This window comes from Halogranum amylolyticum, assembly GCF_900110465.1.
Taxonomy (GTDB): domain Archaea; phylum Halobacteriota; class Halobacteria; order Halobacteriales; family Haloferacaceae; genus Halogranum; species Halogranum amylolyticum.
The window spans coordinates 84,350-99,650 of the sequence record NZ_FODV01000003.1; the positions used below are offsets into that span (position 1 = coordinate 84,350).

The 15,301-nt window shown below is 65.3% G+C and carries 18 protein-coding genes; 12 read left to right on the forward strand and 6 right to left on the reverse strand.

Going from position 1 to position 15,301, the window contains the following annotated elements:
- Nucleotides 1-130 precede the first annotated feature (130 nt).
- The 3 genes from pdxT to BSG17_RS06385 all read left to right on the forward strand — a co-directional run bounded on the left by pdxT (nt 131) and on the right by BSG17_RS06385 (nt 1,717).
- Nucleotides 131-733: a pyridoxal 5'-phosphate synthase glutaminase subunit PdxT gene (pdxT, locus tag BSG17_RS06375; protein WP_089822196.1), complete on the forward strand. Its 603-nt coding sequence runs from the start codon at nt 131-133 to the stop codon at nt 731-733.
- Nucleotides 734-1,191: 458 nt separating this feature from the next.
- Nucleotides 1,192-1,491: a phosphoribosyl-ATP diphosphatase gene (gene hisE / locus BSG17_RS06380; protein ID WP_089822198.1), complete on the forward strand. Its 300-nt coding sequence runs from the start codon at nt 1,192-1,194 to the stop codon at nt 1,489-1,491.
- A gap of 76 nt (nt 1,492-1,567) precedes the next feature.
- A complete protein-coding gene (locus BSG17_RS06385) occupies nt 1,568-1,717 on the forward strand; it encodes a 50S ribosomal protein L40e (RefSeq protein WP_089822200.1) in 150 nt (49 codons plus the stop codon).
- Between the two features lie 108 nt (nt 1,718-1,825).
- On the opposite strand, the gene BSG17_RS06390 is transcribed toward BSG17_RS06385, so the two are convergent.
- A complete protein-coding gene (locus BSG17_RS06390) occupies nt 1,826-2,218 on the reverse strand; it encodes a DUF7475 family protein (protein WP_089822202.1) in 393 nt (130 codons plus the stop codon).
- A 93-nt stretch (nt 2,219-2,311) separates the two neighbouring features.
- Nucleotides 2,312-2,938, reverse strand: coding sequence for an MBL fold metallo-hydrolase (locus tag BSG17_RS06395; protein ID WP_089822204.1), 627 nt, complete (start codon nt 2,936-2,938; stop codon nt 2,312-2,314).
- A 118-nt stretch (nt 2,939-3,056) separates the two neighbouring features.
- Here BSG17_RS06395 and BSG17_RS06400 point away from each other — a divergent pair, with 118 nt between their 5' ends.
- The 3 genes from BSG17_RS06400 to BSG17_RS06410 are packed head-to-tail and all read left to right on the forward strand — an operon-like array spanning nt 3,057 to nt 4,442.
- Complete coding sequence (locus tag BSG17_RS06400) at nt 3,057-3,242, forward strand: DUF5786 family protein (RefSeq protein ID WP_089822206.1); 186 nt, start codon at nt 3,057-3,059, stop codon at nt 3,240-3,242.
- Entirely contained in the window at nt 3,243-3,821 is a 579-nt protein-coding gene (locus BSG17_RS06405; RefSeq protein WP_089822208.1) for an endonuclease dU, read from the forward strand.
- 24 nt (nt 3,822-3,845) lie between these two features.
- Nucleotides 3,846-4,442: a uracil-DNA glycosylase gene (locus tag BSG17_RS06410; protein WP_089822210.1), complete on the forward strand. Its 597-nt coding sequence runs from the start codon at nt 3,846-3,848 to the stop codon at nt 4,440-4,442.
- A gap of 40 nt (nt 4,443-4,482) precedes the next feature.
- On the opposite strand, the gene phnE is transcribed toward BSG17_RS06410, so the two are convergent.
- The 3 genes from phnE to BSG17_RS06425 form a co-directional block, all read right to left on the reverse strand.
- Entirely contained in the window at nt 4,483-5,448 is a 966-nt protein-coding gene (phnE, locus tag BSG17_RS06415) for a phosphonate ABC transporter, permease protein PhnE (RefSeq protein WP_089822212.1), read from the reverse strand.
- Nucleotides 5,438-6,238 (reverse strand): phosphonate ABC transporter ATP-binding protein, encoded by an 801-nt coding sequence (gene phnC / locus BSG17_RS06420; protein ID WP_089822214.1) that lies wholly within the window; start codon nt 6,236-6,238, stop codon nt 5,438-5,440. Before phnC ends, phnE begins: the two co-directional genes overlap by 11 nt.
- A gap of 87 nt (nt 6,239-6,325) precedes the next feature.
- A complete protein-coding gene (locus BSG17_RS06425; RefSeq protein ID WP_089822216.1) occupies nt 6,326-7,369 on the reverse strand; it encodes a PhnD/SsuA/transferrin family substrate-binding protein in 1,044 nt (347 codons plus the stop codon).
- 241 nt (nt 7,370-7,610) lie between these two features.
- On the opposite strand from BSG17_RS06425, the gene hisH reads away from it, so the two are divergent.
- From hisH to BSG17_RS06460, 6 genes are all read left to right on the forward strand, one after another.
- A complete protein-coding gene (gene hisH / locus BSG17_RS06435) occupies nt 7,611-8,270 on the forward strand; it encodes an imidazole glycerol phosphate synthase subunit HisH (protein ID WP_089822221.1) in 660 nt (219 codons plus the stop codon).
- A gap of 506 nt (nt 8,271-8,776) precedes the next feature.
- Entirely contained in the window at nt 8,777-9,583 is an 807-nt protein-coding gene (gene pheA / locus BSG17_RS06440; RefSeq protein WP_089822223.1) for a prephenate dehydratase, read from the forward strand.
- 98 nt (nt 9,584-9,681) lie between these two features.
- Entirely contained in the window at nt 9,682-10,092 is a 411-nt protein-coding gene (locus tag BSG17_RS06445) for an Hsp20/alpha crystallin family protein (protein ID WP_089822225.1), read from the forward strand.
- A gap of 195 nt (nt 10,093-10,287) precedes the next feature.
- Nucleotides 10,288-10,764: an Hsp20/alpha crystallin family protein gene (locus BSG17_RS06450; RefSeq protein ID WP_089823015.1), complete on the forward strand. Its 477-nt coding sequence runs from the start codon at nt 10,288-10,290 to the stop codon at nt 10,762-10,764.
- A 266-nt stretch (nt 10,765-11,030) separates the two neighbouring features.
- Nucleotides 11,031-13,919: a leucine--tRNA ligase gene (leuS, locus tag BSG17_RS06455; RefSeq protein ID WP_089822227.1), complete on the forward strand. Its 2,889-nt coding sequence runs from the start codon at nt 11,031-11,033 to the stop codon at nt 13,917-13,919.
- Nucleotides 13,920-14,002: 83 nt separating this feature from the next.
- On the forward strand, nt 14,003-14,236 hold the full coding sequence (locus BSG17_RS06460; RefSeq protein WP_089822229.1) for a DUF7535 family protein: 234 nt from the start codon (nt 14,003-14,005) through the stop codon (nt 14,234-14,236).
- A gap of 32 nt (nt 14,237-14,268) precedes the next feature.
- Here the strand turns inward: BSG17_RS06460 and BSG17_RS06465 are convergent, their stop codons facing one another.
- Nucleotides 14,269-15,261: an ornithine cyclodeaminase family protein gene (locus tag BSG17_RS06465; protein ID WP_089822231.1), complete on the reverse strand. Its 993-nt coding sequence runs from the start codon at nt 15,259-15,261 to the stop codon at nt 14,269-14,271.
- Nucleotides 15,262-15,301 lie beyond the last annotated feature (40 nt).

The following is a 15,301-nucleotide window of genomic DNA, read 5'->3' on the forward strand; positions in this document are numbered from 1 at the left end:
TCGCCTAGACGACTCGAGTTCTCGAACAGCCCCGGCTTCGGACGACCGGGCGCGACGTCCGACCGACGACTCGCGACGGACAGCGTCGCCGGTCGCGTCTTTTTTATCCGACCACTCCCGACAGTCGCTCATGCTACGTGCAGGCGTCGTCGCCGTGCAGGGGGACGTGAACGAACACGCCGCGGCGATCGAACGTGCGGCACAGCTCCACGGCGAGGAGGCCGAGGTCGTCGAGATCCGTCAGTCGGGCATCGTCTCCGACTGCGACGTCCTGCTCCTCCCCGGCGGCGAGTCGACGACCATCTCCCGACTGCTCCACGGCGAGGGGATCGCCGAAGAGATACAGGCTCACGTCGAGGCGGGAAAACCCGTGCTCGCCACCTGTGCGGGACTCATCGTCGCCTCGGCGGACGCCAAGGACGACCGCGTCGACCCGCTGGGTCTCGTCGACGTGACGGTCGACCGCAACGCGTTCGGCCGCCAGAAAGACAGCTTCGAGGCCCCGCTGGAGATCGACGGCCTCGACGACCCCTTCCCCGCCGTCTTCATCCGCGCGCCGCTCATCGACGACGCGGGCGACGTCGAGGTGCTCGCCCGGTGGGACGACGACCCGGTCGCCGTCCGCGACGGCCCGGTCGTCGGCACGTCGTTCCACCCGGAGCTCACCGACGACGTCCGACTCCACCGACTGGCGTTCTTCGAGTCGGCGATGGCGTCCGTCGAAGCCGAGTAGGGTGAGGGGAAAACTACCTGGGTTCTGACACCGATCACCTGCCGAACTAGAAGTGAATGTGGCCGACCATCGATAGATCGCACCGCTGTCTCTTTCGTGTTGACTATGATATCCCTTCACTCATACTAAGTTATAGTGTCACAGCGCGCAGAGTGTCTACCCATGGGAGATCCCATGGGTCAGACCGGAATGTCAAGGCTCGGGCGCAGGCACACTCACGGTGGGCCTATCCCGAGTTCGCCGTCGGTGTCCGTCTCTGCGCCGTCCTCCTCTGCACGAGGTCGGACGGCCAGAGGTGGTCTCACACCGTCAGTAAAAGGACGTGTGTTCGGTCTCTCTTTGCGGGACGCGCTCTATTCAGCACGGACTAGCGAGAAGCCTCACTGAGCAGTGACTCCGACGAGGCCGAGTCGAGGCGGAAACACACGCTTTTCACGTCGCGGGTGTCCAGAACGGGTATGAGCGACGAGGACATCCTCGACGAACTGTTCGAACTCATCGAGGAGCGGAAGGCGGAGCTACCGGAGGGGTCGTACACGACGTCGCTTTTCACCCACGAGAAAGGCGAAAACGCCGTCTTGGAGAAACTCGGTGAGGAGACGACGGAGCTCATCCTGGCGGCGAAAGACGACGACACGGCCGAGATGAAAGCCGAGGGTGCGGACCTCGTCTACCACTTCCTCGTCCTGCTGTCGATGAAAGACGTGACGCTCGACGAACTGCGCGCCGAACTCGACGAGCGGTTCGGCGGCCACTGACGGCGACGAGAGCGGCGGCTCGCACACGGGGTCGTCTCGCAAGCATTATACAACCGGGCCGGCAAGAGAACGCTATATGCCCAGTTTCGACGCCGCCGTCAAGCGAACCCTGGAGAAACAGATCTGCATGCGCTGCAACGCACGCAACCCGCAGAAGGCCACGCAGTGCCGGAAATGCGGCTACAAGCACCTTCGCCCGAAGTCGAAGGAACGCCGCACCGCGTAAGCGCTCTCGGAGGGAGTAGCGTAGGAATCTATAGAGTTCCTCCGTACGCACCGACGACAGGAGCCGGTCGGGGCTCACTGTGCCTCCGGCTGGCTACGATACTCCCTATCAGTTCTCCGCGCTCTCCGCGCGATACACCGCCACCAACACGCCGACGAGCGCCAGCTGGACGACCTTGTCGAACAGCCCGACCGGCGAGACGACGTCCGGCCAGTTCAGCGCGAAATACGCGAAGAACTGGAGCAGCGTGAACGGGATGCCGACGGCCACCACCTGCCGTCGCCGGACGCCGAACAGGAAGAGCGCGACCCCGCCGAAGAAGCCGAGTCCGGCGAGGACGAAACTGACCGCCAGCGGCGAGGGCAGGAAGCCGACGCCGAGGACGAGGTGGATCACACCGGTGACGGCCGCCAGGGCGACGCCGAGATAGTGGAGGCGCGTCAGCGAGGTGGTGTCGAAGCCGACGTCGTCGGTCGTCGACGAGGAGGCGTCTGTTGCCATACCACACGGTTCGTGTCGAAGGAGAATAACGTCTGCGGGAGGGCGGCTACCCGACTCGAGGAGAGAGTCCCGCCGTTTACGGCGAGGGGGATGTCATTCGTCGGGGTACTTCAGCTGTCGTTCCTCGGCGCGGGCGAGCGCGCGTTCGACGACGTCGCGGACGCTGTCCCCCGCGGGGTCGGCGGTGAAGGAGTCGCCGTGGCCGGCGTACAGCGTCGTCACGGAGTCGGGGAGATGTTCGAGCAGGTCGCGGAGACTCTGGATGAGTCGTTCGCGCGACTGGCCGGGGAGGTCGGTGCGGCCGAAACTGCCGTCGTCGTACGCGCCGTCGTTGTAGACGACGACGTCGCCGCTGAACAGCGCCGTCTCGCCGACGAACGAGACGTGGTCGGCGGCGTGACCGGGCGTGTAGACGACCTCGAACGTCTCGTCGCCCATCGCCACCGTGTCGTCCGCTTCGAGCGCGTGCGTCCGGTGGGGGTGGTCAGCGTAGGCGTAGACGTCCGCGTCGAAGCGGTCGAGCACCGCCTCGAGTTGATCGACGTGGTCCGAATGCTGGTGGGTGAGCACGATCGCGTCGAGGTGGTCGACGTGGTCGGCCACGACGTCGGCGACGCCGGGCATCGACCCAACGTCGACGAGCACCGTCCGTTCGCCCGTGAGCAGGTACGCGTTGCAGGTGAACTGCTCGGCGTCGGCGGTGACGTTGAAAACTTCCATAGCGGTGAGTCGTCGTCAGGACTGAAAAACGGACGGGGAAGCGGCCGATTCCCCGAGAACAGACAGAGATCTGATACTCCGCCGGATTTTTTACCCCGAAACAGTAACGATAGCATGTATGGGATTTGGGAGCTACGACGAGTCAGAGCAGGAGAACCAGGAGTACGACGCTGACCTCGACGAAAACGACGGGGTAGCGAGCCGTGAGAACGACCACCAAGGCAGTATGGAGTTCGAGAACGGTGCGTCGAACGACGAACTGCTCAACCGGTTGCAGGACATCAAGTCGGACGGAGAGAGCTAGGTGAAGCGAGGCATCAGAGCGCTCGGTGTCGCCGCCTCGGACGGCGACACCCGAAGTACCCTGTGCGGCGCGCTCGTCCGCGCCGACCGCGTCGTCGACGGCTGTGCCTTTCGGGAGTGCACCGTCGGCGGCACCGACTCGACCGACGCCGTCGCTCGACTTTTTTCCACGCTCGGCCGCGAAGACGTCCAGTATCTCCTACTGTCGGGAGTCGCCCCAGCGTGGTTCAATCTCTACGACCTCCACGCTGTCCACGAGGCGACCGACAGACCCGTCCTCTCGGTGTCGTTCGAGGCCAGCGAGGGGCTGACAGCGGCGCTCCGCGAGCAGTTCGAGGGTGAGCAACTGGACCGACGGCTGGCCGTCTACGAGTCGCTCCCCCCACGGCAGCGCGTCGCGGTCGACGACGGGACCGTGTTCGTCCGTGCCGTCGGCGTCGACGACGGCGAGGCTCGCGACGTCGTTCGGGCGTTCACCCCCGAGGGCGGTCGTCCCGAACCGCTCCGGGTCGCCCGTCTCCTCGCACGCGCCGGACGGGAGTTCGTCGAGACGAGCGACGACCGAAGCCCGGTCAGTTAAGCCGTTGCCGACCTCGGTTGGCGTATGGAGAACATGGATGGGCTCTGCGTTACCGACTGCGAGCGCTGTCCCTCGCTCGTCGAGTCGCGGAGTCAGATCGTCAACGGGGCCGGCCCCGAGGACGCCGACCTGCTCTTCGTCGGCGAGGGACCCGGCGCCAACGAGGACGAACAGGGCGAACCGTTCGTCGGTCGATCGGGGACGGTGCTCGACGACGCGCTCCGCGACGTCGGCCTCGCTCGCGCCGACGTCCGGATCACCAACTGCGTGCGCTGTCGGCCGCCCGAGAACCGCGACCCGACGAAAGAGGAGTTGTCGAACTGTCGCGGCTACCTCGAACACGAGATCGAACTAGTCGACCCCGAGGTGATCGTAACGCTCGGGAAGGTCCCCGGCGAACATCTGCTCGATCGGTCGGTAGCGGTGACGAAGGAGGCGGGCGACGTCGTCGACGCGCGCCTCGGCGACGCCTCGAGACGGGTGCTCGTCTGTGTCCACCCGGCGGCGACGCTGTACGACCGGAGTCAGGAGGAGACGTTCGAAGAGACGATTCGGAAGGCCGCGGAGCTGTCGGGTGCGGGCGAGGAGTCGGGCGGCCAGTCGCGACTCGGCGACTACTGAGAGGGGGCGTCGAACGAGAGTCGGGAAGGAAGGCGGAAAGTCACCGCCAGATCGACTCGGCCATCCGCTGCGGGAAGGAGGCGACGAGGCCGACGAGGCTCCGTCCCTCGTCGTTGCCGCGGATGTACGACCGGACGCGCTGACTGAACACCTCGACGGAGATGACCAAGAGGAAGATGACGAGGATGGTTGCCATCATGTTGGTGTACTTGAACAGGCCGCGCTGGGTCTGCAACACCTGTCCGAGCCCGCCACCGCCGATGAGGCCCATCGTGACGGCGATGCGGACGTTGATCTCGAGGATGTAGAACGTCCACGCGATGAAGGGGGTGAACACCTGGCTGAGCATCCCGAAGACGACCGTCTGCGGGCCGTTCGCACCGGTGCTCTCGATGGCCTCGATGGGGCCGTCCTCGACCTCCTCGAGCGCGTCGGTGAACAGCCGACCGAGGTTCCCCATCGTGTCCGTCCCGATGGCGAGCGTTGCCGTGAACGGCGAGACGCCGCCGAGCGGGATGTAGATGAGCGCCCACACGAGCGCCGGGATGGCACGGATGACGCTCATCGTCCCGCGGAAGACGAAGTTGAACGGGTACGGCGTCACGCGCTCGGAACCGAGGACGCCGAGCAGCAGTGCGCCGGGGACGCCGAGGACGGTGCCGGCGAACCCCATCGCGAACGTCACGAAGACAGCACCGAGAACGGGGTTGCCGTTCTCGAACGTCAGGAGGAGGTTGCGTTCCTGGATGAACGACCAGTACGCGCCGAGGTCGACGAAGGGGAGGAAGCCGAACAGTTCGCTCGGCGGGAAGAACTCCCCGAGAGCGGCGGTGAACACCGGCCAGTACTCCATGATCTCGCCGACAGAGAAGCCGACCTCCGAGAGCGCGCTCTGGAAGAAGAAGACGAAGACGCCCAGCAGGACTAGCGAGAAGACGAGTCGGACTCGCTTGTGGAACTGGATGGCCGAGAGCCGTTGCTGGAGACGGTCGGCGTCAGTACTCATGTGCTCGTGCTCCGCTCCGTGTGGTTGGGTCGTCGTTCGGTCCGGTCGTCCGCTCCTCGCGGATCGCTTCGGTCTCGATGTCGCCGTAGATCTCGTCGATGACGTCGACGGTGAACTCGTCGCGGTAGCCGTCGAAGACGAGCTCGCCCTCTTTCATCCCGAGGAACCGTTCGCCGAACTCGCGGGCGATGTTCACCTGGTGGAGACTCGCGACCGTCGAGAGGTCGCGCTCCGAGGCGGCCTGTCGGATGTACCGCATCACCGTCTCCGCGCTCGCGGGGTCGAGACTCGCGACGGGCTCGTCGGCGAGGAGGAGGTTCGGGTTCTGGACCAGCGCGCGGGCGATCCCGACGCGCTGTTGCTGGCCGCCGCTCATGTTGCCTGCCCGCTGGTTGGCCTGATCGAGGAGGCCGACCGTCTCGAGCGCGCGGAGTGCCTCGTGTTTGTCGTCCTCGGGATACCGGCTGAAGAGGCTCTTCAGGAACGAGGTGCGGCCGAGCGCCCCCGTCAGCGCGTTGCTGTACGCGCTCATCTGTTCGAGGATGTAGTGCTGTTGGAAGATCATTGCGACGTCGTTTCGTGGTCCGTTCACCGGTTCGTCGTCGATGGTGATAGAGCCGGACGTGGGCGTCGTGATCCCGTTGAGACAGCGGAGCAGCGTCGATTTCCCTGCACCCGATTCCCCCAAGAGGACCACGAACTCGCCGTCCGGAATCGTAAACGAGACGTCCTGTAGCGCCTGGACGCTCCCGTAGGACTTGCTGAGGTTCGTTACTTCGATCGTGCTCATGTGTCGTCGTCACCGGCACGCCGCGTGCCGAATCGCTGGTAGTCGGTCGCCCAGTTCGCCTGCGAAGACGGTGCGGTTCGCCCAGCGTCACTGTCCGAGCGTCACGCCGAGTTCGTCGAGTACGTTCTGGACGGGCTGGTAGTCCTCGGCGGAGCCTTCGGCGACGCCCGTGAACCAGAGCTGTTGATCGTCGTTCAGCTCCTCGTTGATGAGGTCGTCCTCTGAGACGTTCAGGAGAGCCGACTCGACGTCGCCGTAGACGTCTTGGTCCATCTCCGTGCGAGCGAGGATGGGTGCGCGGGGGATCGGATCCGACGTCGCCAGCAGGTCGAGTTGTGGCTCCTCGGTGCCGAGGTCGCCGTCGTTCTCCGCCGACATGTCGAGAAACTCCTGCGGGAACTGATCTTTCGGGACGTGTGGGGCCGTCGAGAACGCCCCAGTGCCCGCCGCCACCACGTCGGGGCGGTTGACCATCGTCTCGCGGGCGGTCGCGTGGTCCGACCACTGGCCGGTGAAGTCCTCGGGCGTCCCGTCGGGTGCACCGCCCGTGTCGAGGCCGGCCTGGCTGAGCATGTACAGCGGGAACAGCGACCCGCTCGTCGAGAGACGGTCGGCGAAGGCGACCGTCTCACCCTGAAGCTCCTCGAGCGACTCGACGTCGCTGTCGGTGGGCGTCGTGACGAGCGAGAAGTACCGAGAGGCACCGTACGCGATGCGGATACCGACGACCTGTGTCACGTCCTCGTTGGCACCCTGGATGGCGATGGCAGGGGCGGCGTCGGCGACGTCCGCCTGTCCGCTCTTCAGCGCCTGCAGCACGGCGGCGTAGTCGGCCGCGACGGTGGACTCGATCGTGACGTCCGCCTCCGACTCGAGGTAGCTGAAGAGCGGCTCGTACTGCTCTTCGATGTCGACATCGGACTCGGCGGGCGTCAACGCGAACGTGAGCGTCCGGGATCCGTCGCTACCGCCCGTCGTCGTCCCCTCCGCCGTCGACTCCGGCGATCCCGACGCGTTCCCTGCCCCGTCAGAGCCGTCGCCGTTCGAGTCACCAGTACACCCACTCAGCCCGGTCAGGCCGGCGGCACCCACCGCACCGGCCCTCTTGAGAAAGTTTCGTCGGTATGCCATCGGTTTATTAAGGGGTTCGATAGGGGAGAGTTAAGAGTTCCTATTCTTTCTATTGAATGAACTGTACGAACGAGAGACAGTACAAAGCGGCGAGAGACGGCCGCTCGACGACCGGGAGTTTTCGATATCTCTCGCTGGAGTGGACAGTCGTCAGTCTCTCGCGACGACGTCCGGCGTCGACGCACGACCGACGTTCGCCCGAACGGAAACTGACTTGCGTCGGCCTCCTGTATCTCCTCGCATGAGCACGACCCACCCCCAGGAGGAGACGCTGGCCGACGTCGTCGTGGTGGACTACGGACTCGGCAACCTTCGGAGCGCGACGCGCGGTCTGGAACGTGCGGGCGCGAACGTGACGGTCTCGGACGACCCCGACAGCATCGACGAGGCCGACGGCATCGTCCTCCCCGGCGTCGGCGCGTTCGGCGACGGAATGGAGAACGCCGGGCCGTTCCGCGAGGCGCTCGTCGAGGCGGCCGACGACGGCGTCCCCCTGCTGGGGATCTGTCTCGGGATGCAGATGCTTCTGACCTCTTCGGAGGAGGCCGACCGCGCCGGCCAGGGCGACGTCGAGGGGCTCGACCTCATCCCCGGTACGAACGTCCGGTTCAAGGAGGGCCAGAAGGTGCCGCACATGGGCTGGAACGAACTCGACGTCCGACGTGACCACCCACTCGTCGAGGGTATCGACGGCGAGTACGCCTACTTCGTTCACTCCTACTACGCGAAACCCGACGACGAGGACGCCGTGCTGACGACGACGGACTACGGTATCGACTTCCCGGCGATGCTCGCCAACGAGGCGGGCAACGTGATGGGGACGCAGTTCCACCCCGAGAAGAGCGGCGAGACCGGACTGCGGATCCTACGGAACTTCGTCGAGTACTGCGCTGAGAGGTAGTTGTAGTCACCAGTCGGATGCTTTCGTAGGCCGTCGGTGGTCGCGATTCGTATGCGATTTCTGAATCTGTCACCGCGAGCAAGGCTACTCAGCAAAGCCCTCGCCCTCTGCAAGTCGCTCACTGAGCAATCTTCACGAGTGGAGCGAGTGGAGGGCAGGGCGCTTCCTTTGGGATCGATTGAAGCCGGGCAGCAGTGCTGCCCAGCGACAGGAAGACCGAAGGTCTTCCGAGAGGCGACTAAGTGAGCGAGTCGGTTGGGGAGGCTGTGGCCGTGTTGTGGGGTGGGGCCGGAAGGGGACGCGTTCTCGATTCTGCCCCGGTGCCTCAAGCACCGCAGTGTGACGAGGAGCACAGAGCGTACCGCGGCGGGTCGAGAACGCGTGGGCGTTCGAGGTGGCTCTCTACTCGACTCCGGAGACGTCACCGAACGAGCCAACAGCTACCGTGCTCACAACTACAGCGACCCGACGGCCTTTTGCCACCGACCGGCAAAGAGCCTCGTAGCATGAAGGCAGTCACCCTCGGTCCCGCGGGCACGTACTCCCACCGCGCCGCCCGCGCAGTCGCAGACGAGGTGGAGTTCCGCGAGTCGGTCACCGGCATCGTCGACGCCGTCGCCGACGGCGAGTACGAACGCGGCGTCGTCCCCATCGAGAACAGCATCGAGGGGAGCGTCACCGAGACGCTCGACGCGCTCTCGAACCGCGAGATCGCCGTCACCGAGGAGATCGTCACTCCCATCCGCCACGCACTGCTCGCCCAGAGCGGCAACTTCGACACCGTCGCCAGTCACTCACAGGCGCTCGCGCAGTGTCGTACCTACCTCGAAAACGAGTACCCCCACGTCTCGCTGGAGGCCGTCGCCAGCACCGCCCGCGGCGTCGAACGCGCGCGCAACGACCCGACGGTCGCGGGTATCGGTCACCCGGACAATGCAGGCGAGGAGCTCCAGATCGTCGCCGAGGATATCCAGGACCGCAAGTCGAACGCGACGCGCTTCTTCGTCGTCGCGCCGCCGAGCGAACGCTCCGACGCGGGCGGGAAGTCGTCGGTGGTCGTCTACCCCAACGCCAACTACCCCGGACTGCTGCTCGAACTGCTCGAGGCGTTCGCCGAGCGAGACATCAACCTCTCGCGCATCGAGTCGCGCCCGAGCGGCGACCGCCTCGGCGACTACCTGTTCCACGTCGACTTCGAGGCCGGGCTGTACGAGGAGCGCGCCCAGGAGGCGCTCGCCGACGTCGAGGAGATTGCCCGCAAGGGGTGGGTCCGCCGCCTCGGCTCCTACGACACGCGACACGTCCTGTACTGAGACGAGCTGTCGAGACGGATCACGGGGACCGTCGGTCGTTCCTGTCGCCCCCGCGGCAACAATGTTGAAGTGATAAACGGACCGACAGTAGAGATACGATGCCGAACCGTTCCAACCCGTTCAAAGACATCGAGGAGTTGTTCGACCGGATGGGTCGCGGCCTCGAACCGAGCGGCCTCGCTCACGACGTCGCCGTCGACGTCTCCGAGACCGACGACGACGTCGTCGTCAACGCCGACCTCCCCGGCTACGAGAAGTCCGACATCGACGTCACCGTCGACGACAACCGACTCACCATCCGCGCGCAGCGAGACCGGACGACTGAGGGGACGGACGCACGTTACCACCGTCGGGAGCGGACCCACCGGGAGATCCGTCGGAGCCTCTCGCTCCCGACCGAGATCGACGAGTCGGCGTCGAGCGCGTCGTACCACAACGGCGTGTTGACGATCGTCCTCCCGAAGCGGGAGACGACCGAAGACGACGGGTTCGACATCGACGTCCAGTGACTCCGTCGGGTGAGCGACGCGCCGCCTCCCAGAGCGACCCACCGTCCCCCCGGCACACCGCCTCCCGGAGCGACACACCGCCTCCCCGTGAGCGCCGGTGAACAACGCCGAGGCCGCCGCTTGCGTGCGATTAGATAGCTCTGCTCCGGCAAACGTTAAGCTCTCGAACGGCGTATCTGGATGTCGGAGATATTCATGATGCGACGTTCCAACCCATTCGACTTCAGTGACTTTGAGAGCATGTTCGAACGCATGAGCCGCCAGTTCGACGAGATGAACCGCCAACTCGGTTCGTGGGAGGGCGGCGCCGACGAGATGGACGCCCACCGCGGTGCGGCCATCGACGTCACCGAACACGACGACAGCATCGTCGTCGTCGCCGACCTGCCCGGGTTCGAGAAGGAAGACATCGACCTGAAGATCGCCGGCCAGGTGCTGACGATCGTCGCCGACCAGGAGATGGAGTCGACGTCCGAATCCGGCGACGAAGAACGGGGGCAGTTCATCCGCCGCGAGCGACGCAGTCAGTCCGTCCGACGGAGCTTCCGCCTCCCCGTCGAGGTCGACGAGGAGGGCGCGAACGCCACCTACCACAACGGCGTCCTGACGGTCACGCTCCCGAAGATCCAGATCGACGAGGACGACGACTCCCACCGTATCGACGTCGAGTAAGTCGTCACCCGACTCGCTCCCAGATCGCAGTTTTTCGGACACTCACCACGCCAGCGACGCCGCCGTCTCGTCGGGTGAGCGATGACTTGTACTCGTTACTAGAGATTCTCATCTCGCTTCGGCAGGTCGAGCGGGAGCGTGGCCCTGGGTCTCTCTCGACGGTCGCCACGAAGCTCGAGAAGCGTGTGACCGCGACCCACATTCGATCGAACACCCCGCACGTCAGGTATAGGAGTATTTTAGGGTCCGACCCGACACACTCGACTATGGACTACGACCCGCAGGAACTCGAACAGCGCTGGCGAGAGCGCTGGGCCGAGAGCGGTCGGTACGAGGCCGACCCCGTGGACACGCCCGCCGACGGTGAGGAGGAGGAACCCACCTTCATCACCGTCCCGTACCCGTATCCGAGCGGCGGGATGCACATCGGTCACGCCCGCACGTACACCGTCCCCGACGTCTACGCCCGCTACCGTCGGCAGCAGGGTGACAACGTGCTGTTCCCCATCGCCTGGCACGTCACCGGCACGCCCATCATCGGCGCGGTCGAGCGCCTGAAGAAACGCGAGGAGAAGCAGATGTCGGTCCTCCGAGACACCTACAACGTCCCCGAAGACACCCTCTCGGAGTTGGAGACGCCGATGGGCTTTGCGAACCACTTCATCGAGGAGCACTACAAGAAGGGGATGCAGTCGCTGGGGCTGTCGGTCGACTGGCGACGCGAGTTCAACACGAACGACGAGCGCTACTCGAAGTTCATCACCTGGCAGTACGAGACGCTGCGCGACCACGGCCGACTGGAGAAGGGTCTCCACCCCGTCAAGTACTGCACCGACGAGGAACAACCGGTCACCACCCACGACCTGCTGGAGGGTGAAGAGGCCGAGTTCCAGGAGTACACGCTGGTTCGGTTCGGGTGGGAACAGGCGGACGAAGATGTAGTTGTGCCCATGGCCACTCTCCGCCCCGAGACGGTCTACGGCGTCACGAACGCCTACATCGATCCCGAGGCCGACTACGTCGTCGCCGACGTCGACGGCGAACGCTGGTTCGTCTCCACGCAGGCCGCCGAAAAGCTGCGCCTGCAGGCCCGCGACGTCGAGGTGCTCGCAGAGTACGAGGGTGCCGAACTGGTCGGGGAACGCGTCACGAACCCCATCACGGGCGACAAGGTGCTCGTCCTGCCGGCCGGCTTCGTCGACGCCGACAACGCGACGGGCGTCGTCATGTCCGTTCCCGCCCACTCGCCGGACGACTACGTCGCGCTTCAGGAGGCGAAAGCCGACACCGACTATCTGGAGTCGTTCGGCATCGACCCCGCCGACGTCGCCGACATCGAACCCATCCCGATCCTCGACATCGAGGACGACGAGGAGGACTGGGGCGAGATTCCGGCGCGACACGCCGTCGAGTCTAACGGCATCGAGTCCTCCGACGACCCGGCGCTGAAGAAGGCCACCAAGGACCTCTACAACAAGGAGTTCCACGCCGGCCACCTGAAGGAGATGTACGGGGAGTACGCCGGCGAACTCGTCAAGGACGCCCGCGACGAGTTCAAACACGACAACGCCGACTCCGGCGCGTTCGACCTGATGCAGGAGTTCTCCGAGGAGGTCGTCTGTCGCTGTGGCGGCGACGTCGTCGTCGCCGAACAGGACACGTGGTTCCTGACCTACAACGACGAGGACTGGAAGCGGATGGCCCACGAGGTGGTCGACGGGATGGACGCCATCCCGGAGAACACCCGCGGCGAGTACGACCACACCATCGACTGGTTGAACGAGTGGCCCTGCATCCGCAACTATGGGCTGGGGACGCGCCTGCCGTGGGACGAGGACTTCGTCATCGAACCGCTGTCCGACTCGACGATCTACATGGCGTACTACACCATCGCCCACCGCCTGCAGGACGTCCCCGTCGAGGACTTAGACCGCGAGTTCTTCGACGCGCTGTTCTACGGTGAAGACGCCGTGGACGATGCCGACGAGCGCGCGCTGCAACTGCGCGAGGAGTGGGACTACTGGTACCCGGTCGACTACCGGTTCTCCGCCAACGACCTCATCTCGAACCACCTGACGTTCTACCTGTTCCACCACGCCGACCTGTTCGACCAGCAGATGTGGCCGCAGGGGGTCGTCATCATGGGGATGGGCTTGCTCGAGGGCGAGAAGATGTCCTCCTCGAAGGGCCACGTCGTCCTGCCGGGCGAGGCGATCGAGAAGTACGGCGCCGACACCGTCCGGTTCTTCCTGCTCAACTCCGCGGAGCCGTGGCAGGACTACGACTGGCGGGCCGACCAGGTCGGTAGCGTCCGCGACCAACTCGACCGCTTCTGGAATCGGGCACAGGATCTCATCGAGGGTGACGAGGGTGACGAGGGCGAGCTGCAGCACGTCGACCGGTGGCTGCTGTCGAAGCTACAAGACACCGTCCGTACCGTCACCGAGTCGATGGAGAACTCCGAGACGCGGTCGGCCAGTCAGGCCGCCTTCTACGGTTTCGAGGAGCAACTCCGCTGGTACCGCCGCCGTGCGGATCTGGACCGTCCCGGCGCGCGGTGGACGCTCCGGCACGTGCTGGAGACCCGTCTACGCCTGCTCGCACCGTTCGTCCCGTTCCTGACGAACGAGCTCCACGAGCAGCTGACCGGGACGCCCGCCGAGGACGCCCCGTGGCCGACGGTCGACCCCGAGTACGAGAGTACCGTCGTCGAAGTCGAGGAACGACAGGTCGAACGGCTGACCGAGGACGTCCACGACATCATCGACGTCACCGAGACCGACCCCGAGACGATCCGGGTGTACGTCGCCGCCGACTGGAAGAACCTCGTGTTCGACACCGTCGCCGACGTCGGCACGAACGTCGGGCAGGTGATGAGCCAGGTGATGCAACACGAGAGCCTCCGCGAGCGCGGCAACGAGGTGAACCAGCTCGTGCAGGACCTCGTCGACGTCGTCCGCGGTCTCGACGACGACGCCGTCGAGGCGATGCGCGAGATGGACGAGGCGGCCGTCTACGAGGACGCGACGGGGTTCCTCCGTCGGGAGTTCGACGCCGACGTCGAGATCTACGTCGAGGGGAGCGAAGACGTCTACGACCCAGCCGACCGCGCCGAGAAGGCGACGCCGTTCCGCCCGGCGATCCACCTCGAGTAGCGACGGAGCGTCGGACCGCCTCCGTCGAGTTCGCTTCTGTTGTCCAGCCAATACTTAACCGCTCGCCGGTGCTACAGAGAGCTATGAGCAGCGAACCCGACGACACAGAGACAGGGGTGCTGACGAAAGCCTACCGAACCGTCACTCCGGGCTACCGGAGTCGCCCGGACACCGAGATGAACGTCATCGGACTGACGTACTTCCTCGTCCTCCTCGTCCTTCTCGTGCCACTGCTGCCCTTTATTATCGTGGTGTGGCTCATCAGCAAGTTCCTCGACTTCGTCGCTGGACAGACCGGGAGCGGCGAAGAGGAATAGCGAGAGAGAAAGGTAGCGTCCGCGAGGCGGCCTCACTCGGCGAGGCCGAGCAGGTCGAACTCGTAGCCGTTGTCGTTCTCGTCGGCGTGTTCGTAGGCGACGTGGGCGGCGGCGACGTCCTGAATCGCGAGGCCGGTCGAGTCGAAGACGGAGACGCCGTCGTCGGCCGTACGCCCCTCTTTCGCCCCGATGACGATCTCGCCGATAGCGCCGTAGATGTCCGAGTCCGAGAGCACGCCCTCGTGGTACGGGACGTTGATCTCGCCGGAGTGTGTCGTCTGGTCGAAGTCGTCGATGACGAGTTTCGCATCGAGGAGGACCTCGTCGGCGAGTTCGTGTTTCCCCTCGGCGTCGGCACCCATCGCGTTGATGTGGGTGTGCTCCCCGACCGCATCCCGGGGAACGATGGGCTCTTCGACGGGCGTCACTGTCGAGAGCACGTCACAGCCGGCGGCCTCCTCGATAGAGCCGGCGCGGACGTCGAACTCGCCTTCGAAGGTGTCGATGAAGTCGGCGACGCGTTCCTCCGAGAGGTCCGAGACGACGACCTCTTCGATGGGACGGATCTCGGAGATAGCGCGCAGTTGCGTGTACGACTGGACGCCGGCGCCGATGACGCCCATACTGGAGGCGTCGGCGACGGCGAGGTGGTCGGTGGCGACGGCGGCGGCCGCGCCCGTCCGGAGCATCGTCAGCTCCGTCCCGTCCATCAGCGCCAGCGGGAACGCGTTCTCGGGGTCCGAGTAGATCATCGTCCCCATCACGGTCGGGAGGTCGAACTTCTCGCCGTTGTCGGGGTGGACGTTGACCCACTTGATGCCGGCGGCGTCCCAGTCGCCCGCGTCGAGGTAGGCGGGCATCGACCGGAAGTCACCGTTGTACTGCGGCAGGTCGATGTAGGACTTCGGCGGCATCTGGGCGTCACCCGTCTCGTAGGCGGCGAAGGCGTCTTCGACGGCCGGGATGAGTTCGCTCATCCGGCAGTTGGCGTGGACGTCGTCGCTGTTGAGGAGCAGCGTCTGCATGCGGGCAAATATTGCAGGGTCGTATTTAGTTCATGCTAAA

Coding starts and splice junctions, on each gene's coding strand:
- hisH (WP_089822221.1), top strand. CDS start 7,611: ATGAGCACGACCCACCCCCAGGAGGAGACGCTGGCCGACGTCGTCGTG.
- pdxT (WP_089822196.1), top strand. CDS start 131: ATGCTACGTGCAGGCGTCGTCGCCGTGCAGGGGGACGTGAACGAACAC.
- BSG17_RS06465 (WP_089822231.1), bottom strand. CDS start 15,261: ATGCAGACGCTGCTCCTCAACAGCGACGACGTCCACGCCAACTGCCGG.
- BSG17_RS06395 (WP_089822204.1), bottom strand. CDS start 2,938: ATGGAAGTTTTCAACGTCACCGCCGACGCCGAGCAGTTCACCTGCAAC.
- BSG17_RS06425 (WP_089822216.1), bottom strand. CDS start 7,369: ATGGCATACCGACGAAACTTTCTCAAGAGGGCCGGTGCGGTGGGTGCC.
- BSG17_RS06460 (WP_089822229.1), top strand. CDS start 14,003: ATGAGCAGCGAACCCGACGACACAGAGACAGGGGTGCTGACGAAAGCC.
- BSG17_RS06385 (WP_089822200.1), top strand. CDS start 1,568: ATGCCCAGTTTCGACGCCGCCGTCAAGCGAACCCTGGAGAAACAGATC.
- BSG17_RS06400 (WP_089822206.1), top strand. CDS start 3,057: ATGGGATTTGGGAGCTACGACGAGTCAGAGCAGGAGAACCAGGAGTAC.
- phnC (WP_089822214.1), bottom strand. CDS start 6,238: ATGAGCACGATCGAAGTAACGAACCTCAGCAAGTCCTACGGGAGCGTC.
- BSG17_RS06450 (WP_089823015.1), top strand. CDS start 10,288: ATGATGCGACGTTCCAACCCATTCGACTTCAGTGACTTTGAGAGCATG.
- leuS (WP_089822227.1), top strand. CDS start 11,031: ATGGACTACGACCCGCAGGAACTCGAACAGCGCTGGCGAGAGCGCTGG.
- BSG17_RS06390 (WP_089822202.1), bottom strand. CDS start 2,218: ATGGCAACAGACGCCTCCTCGTCGACGACCGACGACGTCGGCTTCGAC.
- hisE (WP_089822198.1), top strand. CDS start 1,192: ATGAGCGACGAGGACATCCTCGACGAACTGTTCGAACTCATCGAGGAG.
- BSG17_RS06445 (WP_089822225.1), top strand. CDS start 9,682: ATGCCGAACCGTTCCAACCCGTTCAAAGACATCGAGGAGTTGTTCGAC.
- phnE (WP_089822212.1), bottom strand. CDS start 5,448: ATGAGTACTGACGCCGACCGTCTCCAGCAACGGCTCTCGGCCATCCAG.
- pheA (WP_089822223.1), top strand. CDS start 8,777: ATGAAGGCAGTCACCCTCGGTCCCGCGGGCACGTACTCCCACCGCGCC.
- BSG17_RS06410 (WP_089822210.1), top strand. CDS start 3,846: ATGGAGAACATGGATGGGCTCTGCGTTACCGACTGCGAGCGCTGTCCC.